We start from the raw sequence: 6,691 nt of genomic DNA, 5'->3' as shown, positions 1-6,691 counted from the left end.
GGGATTCATGCCGCGTGGCATTTTTAGTATGCGGTGTTTTTGGTGGTGAAGGTGGTCTGCGGACAGTTGGTTTAAGCGGCATTCACCCCTTAACGCGGCGTTAGGTGAATTGGAGGAATAATGCAGCAAGTTTTAGAAACGGAGCGTTTAATCCTTAGGTCATTTGAGCTGTCTGATGCAGAGCAAGTATCAGTGTTGGCGGGTGATAAACGAATCGCAGAGATGACGGCAAACATACCGCACCCTTATGAAGTATCAGATGCAATTTCATGGATTGAAACACATGAAATTGGCTTTGCCAGCGGAGAGAGTATTGTTTACGCGATTGTACTTAAAGAATCGCTAGAGCTTATTGGAGCAGTGAGTTTGCCGAGCTTAAAAGATGGCCAAGGCATCTTGGGTTATTGGTTGGGCGTCGATTTTTGGGGGCAAGGTTATGCGACAGAAGCTTCAAAGGCTTTAATTGAGTACGCAAAAGAAAGTCATGGGTTGCGAGAGTTAAAGGTCATGCATCTTGTTGGCAATGATCGTTCAAAGTCAGTTATCGATAAACTTGGTGTTACTTACGTAGAAAATCAAACACTTCGTATGCAAGGTGGTGAACGAGAGGTTTGTGTTTATATTTCAGCGTTATAAATTCACCTAACAAACGCTTCAAGAGGGACAGCCAACGCGTGGCATTTTTATTATGCGTTGGTTTTTGTGGTTACGTTGTTATGTGGAAAGTTGGTCGTGGCGTTGGCCAGGGCGGGATCGCACTTTGTTAACAAATATGATCTAATTGTGCCAAACCCTCAGCAGCACAGTCATTTTGAACCTTATTGAACACTTATCTGTTGTAGAAGATACTCGCTCGGACATCAACCAAAAACACGACCTTATCGATGTTATGTTCCTTGTTATTAGCGCTAATAACAAGGAACATAACATCGATAAGGTCGTGTTTTTGGTTGATGTCCGAGCGAGTATCTTCTACAACAGATAAGTGTTCAATAAGGTTCAAAATGACTGTGCTGCTGAGGGTTTGGCACAATTAGATCATATTTGTTAACAAAGTGCGATCCCGCCCTGGGAACGACCCACAGCCACCACGGCGATGTAAGCAGTTTGCAACCGTATTTGGATCCGGCGTATACTTTGGAAGCCGTAAGAGAAATCGTAGGTGTGAGCATGCACCAGGAGAAACGTGATGATTGATTCTAAAGCCAACAATGTTACTTCACCACTTGCGAGATTTGTTCGTAGCGCATCTCCGAGTGATAAAAACAAGGTTTATAAGCGCGTTATTGTCGCAGCGACAGAGTCTCAAAACAAAACTATCCAAAAAGCCCACTCTGCTCAGGGATAATTCTATTCTGCTTGCCAGTAACCTTCTACCTCACAAATAAAGTGAGGTGGTTTGATCTACTTCTTCTAATCAGCATCGTGTCTATGAGACTAGGGTCTTACCAACTTAGCCAACGAGTTCGAATAGGCCGTCTTATTTCTATTTTTTAACCTACCGAAGAAACGTGTTCTCTGTTAGAGTCACCGTCAATTATGCTATTGAATAAAAACACCCACAGATCGCATGTCATTGATGGATTTTTATTCACCCTTAGAACTCATTTTAGGAATCCCTAGTGACTAACAACGAAATTTTACGTCGTATCCAACACGCGTTGAACCTTAAAAACGCACAGATAATGAAAGCTTTCGGGCAGGCCGAAGTCACTGTGGCCCACGATAAAGTGGCAAACTGGTTAAAAGATGAAAGCGACAAATCTTGCGTTAAGATGAAGGATCAAGAGTTAGCGGTATTCTTAAATGGCTTTATTAACCTCAAGCGAGGAAAAAAAGACGGCGAGCAACCTAAGCCAGAAGTCAAGTTGACCAACAACATGATTCTCATGAAGCTGCGCATTGCGTTAGACATGAAAGCAGAAGATGTGTTGGACGTACTAGAAGTGGTTGGTATTAGTTTAAGTAAATACGAAATTGGTGCGTATTTCCGCAAGCCAAACAACAAAAACTACAAACAGTGTGAAGACCAACTGCTGTGCGACTTCTTAAATGGTGTGCAGTTTACCAATCGTCCCGATTCTGAAGAGTTTACTGGGTAATTTTTATCTCGAATCGAACGTGGTAATTGATTAAAAAAGCGAGAACCATTTTATTTGGTTACTCGCTTTTATCATTCTAAATGACCGATATTAGAGCTTCACAATCACGTCTACTCTTTGTCTTTCTTCAGTAGATACCTATCACACAACGCCTTGGTCGATAAGCATACGCACCCCATACCCAACAGAAAGAGTCAGGCTCGCAGTGGCCACAAGTGCCACCAAAGCGGCAGCAACCCGCCATCTATAAGGTGAAACAAAGGTACTGAGTTTAAGAAGAATACCGAGGTTTTTATTGTTTTTGCTGCTCATGAATGACTCACAAAGCTATTGGGTACTTGGCATAGTCAGCGAGTTTAGGAAGAGAGGCTAGGGAAGGGGCTCTTAGTCTGGCGAATTCGTACTCGGCTTTAAATCGAAGCTGCATTAGGTATCTCTGAGAGTACCGACTCGTGAAATAGGTCATTCTTTTTAATTCTTAAAGGTGAGTTAAAATGAACTGCATTGAAATTAAATTAAAAACAGCTAGTTAGATTCAATGTTTGTATCTCATCATGCCGTTTTTTTTCATAGCATTATGCCGTATCTATTCCTTGAATGTGCACGGTCAGCTATACTGCGGTTATTGTACGTAAGGAGGTTCAAATGACAGCAGTAGACCGCATTTGTCAAAAGATAAAGCGTTCAAGACGTTATGTATTTGAACGCAAAGACTTTGACGGATTTGCAAGTTACGACCAAATAGGTCGGGCATTGAGGCAGCTTGTACAGCAAGGGGAGCTAATGAAGCTTGGCTATGGTTTGTATACCAAAGCAAGAATCAATAGCCTCACAGGTAAGCCTATGCCTACCAATCCAGGTGGCACCGATGCTCTTGTGCGTGAAATTCTTAAAATGAAAGGCGTTGATTTTGAAATGGATAGTCTATCGCAACAAAGTCTTTCAGGTGCGAGTACCCAAATTCCATCCTCTGTTCACTATTCATGGAACCCAAAACAGTTTAATCGCAAACTGGTGGTTGGTAGCCGTGTGCTGAACTTGCCAAGTTAGTATGAACGCACTAAAACAACAATTTCTTGAGGTTTCCGACGCGCTTGAGCTCGGAAACCCTGCCATCATTGAAAAAGATTTCTGGGTCGTTGCCTTACTTGCCGAGCTAGCAAAAGTTTCTCCTGAATATCATCAAATGGTCTTTTCCGGCGGCACGGCGTTGGCGAAATCAAACGTTAAAATTCTAAGAATGTCGGAAGATGTGGATATAAAACTCATCCCCAACCAAGCGTTTGATGAACTGAGTCGTGCAAAAAAGAAAGCCATTAGAAAGGCATGGGTTAACGAGATTGAACAGGCGATCATTCATTCAGAACGATTTACCGTTGAAACGCGATCTGTGCGAGATGAGTACCGTTATGTTGAGTTTGAACTCAGATATCCGCAACAGTTTAGTCAAGTTCCCTGTCTTCGTCCCATCATTAAGTTAGAGTTAATCGAAACCATTCCATTACTGGATGTGGAGTCGCGCAGCATTCAATCACTGGTTGCAGAGTTGTACCAACAACCGCACGAAGTGAGTTCATTTGATTGCGTCTCTGTCTATGCCACATTGGTTGAAAAAATCATTTCGATGCTGCGCCGTACCATGTCGGTAAAACGCAATACGGAGCGAAGCGATGATGTTGCTCTAGTTCGCCATATCTACGATGTGCATTGCATAACAAAGCTCACAATGTCTGGACTCAACTCGATTGAAGGCCTATTCAAAGCGGTATTGGAAGAAGATATTGCCCGCTTTGGCAATCAACATGCAGAGTTTGTTGCCAACCCTAAACAAGAGCTACAACTTGGCCTCAAAGAGCTTGAGGAAAATCCCATTTTCCGCCAACGTTTTCAGGACTTTGTCACACCAATGGTGTTTAACACTGAGCCCCATGATTTTGATACCTGCTTTGCCTCATTCAAGCGAATTGCAGCGTCGCTAATTGAAAAAATTTAACACTATTTGAGGCCACTAAATGCCCCTATTTATAAAAGAGATTGATCCAATCATCTAGCAAGAACAAATTAACAAAGCCGTCTGATCTGCTTTCTATCATTCTAGATCCACAATCACATGGCGAAGACAACCACCGCATTGAGTGGGGCGACACCATTCGTAACCCTTCGCTACATTGTGGGGAAATGAGTATGATAGGGTAACTTAGTTTTGCCCCATTTTAATTTAGAGTTTCTACCAATACCATTTCTAGTCATTAGTATTTGCCCCAATTTCCCTAATGATTCAATATGAATTCAATTGCTCAGCGATGTGGATTGGATTGTGTCCATCGCTTTGGTAGCGATTCACTCACAAAACCATAAGTGATCCACAAAGTTGAGCTTGGGAAAAGCCGACTAGATCTAGTACTATAAACTCTTAAGTTACTGACAAATAGATGGTATGTCACAAGGTACGCCTTCTAAATCTATAGAGTGACGTTGGCTTAGTACTTATTCTCCTAAGGAAACAAAATGTCCGAATACTGCTTTTTTACTCCTGAATCCCAAGCACTTGCAGAGTCCGCCAATCTGAAAGAGTGCTTAGAACAGTACGCTGAGACCAATAAAAAGCAAATTTATGTACTCTCGCGCCCACTATCAAAAGAAGATCTGACTTACGAATACGAACATGCATTTGTAATTTTTTCATCGGGACGAAAGCCTTGTTTTGTCGATACATCTAACAACGAAGAAGAGTTTGAAGAATTCGTGGATGACTTCATTGACGACATGGCTTTTTTGTCTGAGAAGTTTGAGTATCGGAAAAAAATTGGTAGAAAAAAGCGGTGGTTGGAGCTTATTGAAACAACAACATGTGACAACTTAGACTTAGATTCCTTAGTACTTGAAAACCCTACAGATAGACGAGTAGCAGATCTGTTAACTTCTTTGGTCATTGGTAGTATCAATGACGTTAACAAAGTTGACTTAGATGCCAACAACCTCCTAGATAGCATTAAATCAAAGATAGTGCTCTTCGATACAGATCAGACGGGCTTCGTCTTTAAGATGGGAGCTAGTAAAAAATTCGTCATTCAAGGATTAGCAGGCTCAGGTAAGACGGAACTTCTTCTGCATAAACTCAAAGAAGTTTACTCAAACGAGCAGGAAGCACGAATTGCATTTACGTGTTTCAATAAAATACTAGCCTCAAGTATGAGAAGTCGCATACCTCAGTTTTTTGACTTTATGAAAGTTGAGAGACAAATCGATTGGGAGAATAAACTCTTCTGTTTCCACTCCTGGGGAAGTGGACGGCACCCTTACTCTGGTATGTATCGCTATATTTGCCACAAGTATGAAATTCCGTTTGGAACGTTCGCTGCGGGTTCGTTTGATCAACTCTGTAAAAAGGCAATCGAAGACATCAAAAGTGCAGCAGAGCCAAATAACCGAAAGTTTATATTTGACTATGTTTTCATTGATGAAAGCCAAGACTTTGGAGAGCACTTTGTTGAACTCTGTGAGTTAGTTACAGAGAAAAAAGTGTTTGTGGCAGGTGATGTGTTCCAGAACATTTTTAGAACAATTGATGACTCTGTAAGCCATGCCGATCTAGTTCTAAAAAAATGTTACCGAACAGATCCTAAGAATCTAATGTTCTCGCATGCCCTTGGTATGGGACTTTATGAAATGCCAGTTCTGAGGTGGCTGCATGATAACGAGTGGAGTGCTTGTGGTTACAATTATAGCGAAGTAGATGGTCGTGCTATTATTAGCAGAGACCCTCTACGTCGATTTGAAGACATTCCTCAGGAATTTCAATCAACTACCATTCATCTAACCGAAGATGGTCAAAGTATTTCTAACTCTATTTTCAATGTTGTTGAACAGATTAAAGAACGGCATGAAAGTGTCGAACCTGGCGACATTGCTGTTCTATTTCTAGATACAGGTAAATATATTTACAACGTTATACCAGAACTAGCAAACATTGTTACCGAGCGTTTAGGGTGGGACGTCAACATTTCTCATGAAAGTAAGACTAGCGACCCTTCTAAATTTTTCATTTCAAACATTAACAATGCCAAGGGCTTAGAATTCCCTTTCGTTATCTGTTTCGCACTGAATTTGCATCGCCAGCCAGCATTCAGGAATGGGTTATATACGATGATGGCACGCTCCTTTTTAGAAAGTCATTTGGTGTTAGGAAACCAGACAGATACAGAGCTACTTACTGCCCTAAATTCAGGTATTGAGTGTATGAACTCTAATGGCTATATGAATTTACGCATACCATCTGCTCAAGAAATCGAAAATCAAAAAGCATTGATTGTTTGGGATGAAGAGCCATCTCTAGAAGACAGAGTCGTCGCTTACTGTGAAGAGAACGGAGCGAGTCCAAGGTTAAAAGCCAAACTTATACAAAGAATGGCTGAAGTGATCAGGGCGGGATCGCACTTTGTTAACAAATATGATCTAATTGTGCCAAACCCTCAGCAGCACAGTCATTTTGAACCTTATTGAACACTTATCTGTTGTAGAAGATACTCGCTCGGACATCAACCAAAAACACGACCTTATCGATGTTATGTTCCTTGTTATTAGCGCTA

9 protein-coding genes are annotated in these 6,691 nt (G+C 41.5%); 8 read left to right on the top strand and 1 reads right to left on the bottom strand.

Annotated elements, in window-relative coordinates; genetic code table 11:
• The 5 genes from FC652_RS19195 to FC652_RS19175 form a co-directional block, all read left to right on the top strand.
• Nucleotides 1-104, top strand: a 104-nt coding sequence (locus FC652_RS19195; protein WP_176299800.1) for a DUF3265 domain-containing protein, incomplete at its 5' end; no start/stop codon positions are given.
• Between the two features lie 16 nt (nucleotides 105-120).
• Entirely contained in the window at nucleotides 121-636 is a 516-nt protein-coding gene (locus FC652_RS19190) for a GNAT family N-acetyltransferase (RefSeq protein WP_011150472.1), read from the top strand.
• Nucleotides 633-767 (top strand): DUF3265 domain-containing protein, encoded by a 135-nt coding sequence (locus tag FC652_RS20865; RefSeq protein WP_369597888.1) that lies wholly within the window; start codon nucleotides 633-635, stop codon nucleotides 765-767. Before FC652_RS19190 ends, FC652_RS20865 begins: the two co-directional genes overlap by 4 nt.
• Nucleotides 768-1,189: 422 nt before the next feature.
• Nucleotides 1,190-1,348, top strand: coding sequence for a hypothetical protein (locus FC652_RS19180; protein WP_176299799.1), 159 nt, complete (start codon nucleotides 1,190-1,192; stop codon nucleotides 1,346-1,348).
• A gap of 274 nt (nucleotides 1,349-1,622) precedes the next feature.
• On the top strand, nucleotides 1,623-2,102 hold the full coding sequence (locus FC652_RS19175; RefSeq protein WP_176299798.1) for a DUF1456 family protein: 480 nt from the start codon (nucleotides 1,623-1,625) through the stop codon (nucleotides 2,100-2,102).
• Between the two features lie 141 nt (nucleotides 2,103-2,243).
• Here FC652_RS19175 and FC652_RS19170 read toward each other — a convergent pair whose 3' ends face one another.
• Nucleotides 2,244-2,414, bottom strand: a complete 171-nt coding sequence (locus tag FC652_RS19170; protein WP_176299795.1) for a hypothetical protein — start codon at nucleotides 2,412-2,414, stop codon at nucleotides 2,244-2,246.
• A gap of 333 nt (nucleotides 2,415-2,747) precedes the next feature.
• Here FC652_RS19170 and FC652_RS19165 point away from each other — a divergent pair, with 333 nt between their 5' ends.
• The 3 genes from FC652_RS19165 (at nucleotide 2,748) to FC652_RS19155 (ending at nucleotide 6,605) form a co-directional block, all read left to right on the top strand.
• Entirely contained in the window at nucleotides 2,748-3,152 is a 405-nt protein-coding gene (locus FC652_RS19165) for a DUF6088 family protein (protein ID WP_017422919.1), read from the top strand.
• 1 nt (nucleotide 3,153) lies between these two features.
• On the top strand, nucleotides 3,154-4,095 hold the full coding sequence (locus FC652_RS19160; protein ID WP_176299797.1) for a nucleotidyl transferase AbiEii/AbiGii toxin family protein: 942 nt from the start codon (nucleotides 3,154-3,156) through the stop codon (nucleotides 4,093-4,095).
• A 515-nt stretch (nucleotides 4,096-4,610) separates the two neighbouring features.
• A complete protein-coding gene (locus FC652_RS19155; protein WP_176299796.1) occupies nucleotides 4,611-6,605 on the top strand; it encodes a DEAD/DEAH box helicase in 1,995 nt (664 codons plus the stop codon).
• The last annotated feature ends 86 nt before the right edge of the window (nucleotides 6,606-6,691 follow it).

This window comes from Vibrio sp. 05-20-BW147, assembly GCF_013369385.1.
Lineage (GTDB): Bacteria > Pseudomonadota > Gammaproteobacteria > Enterobacterales > Vibrionaceae > Vibrio > Vibrio floridensis.
The sequence above is the reverse complement of the archived record's forward strand: the minus strand, read 5'-3'. Positions and strand labels throughout refer to the sequence as shown.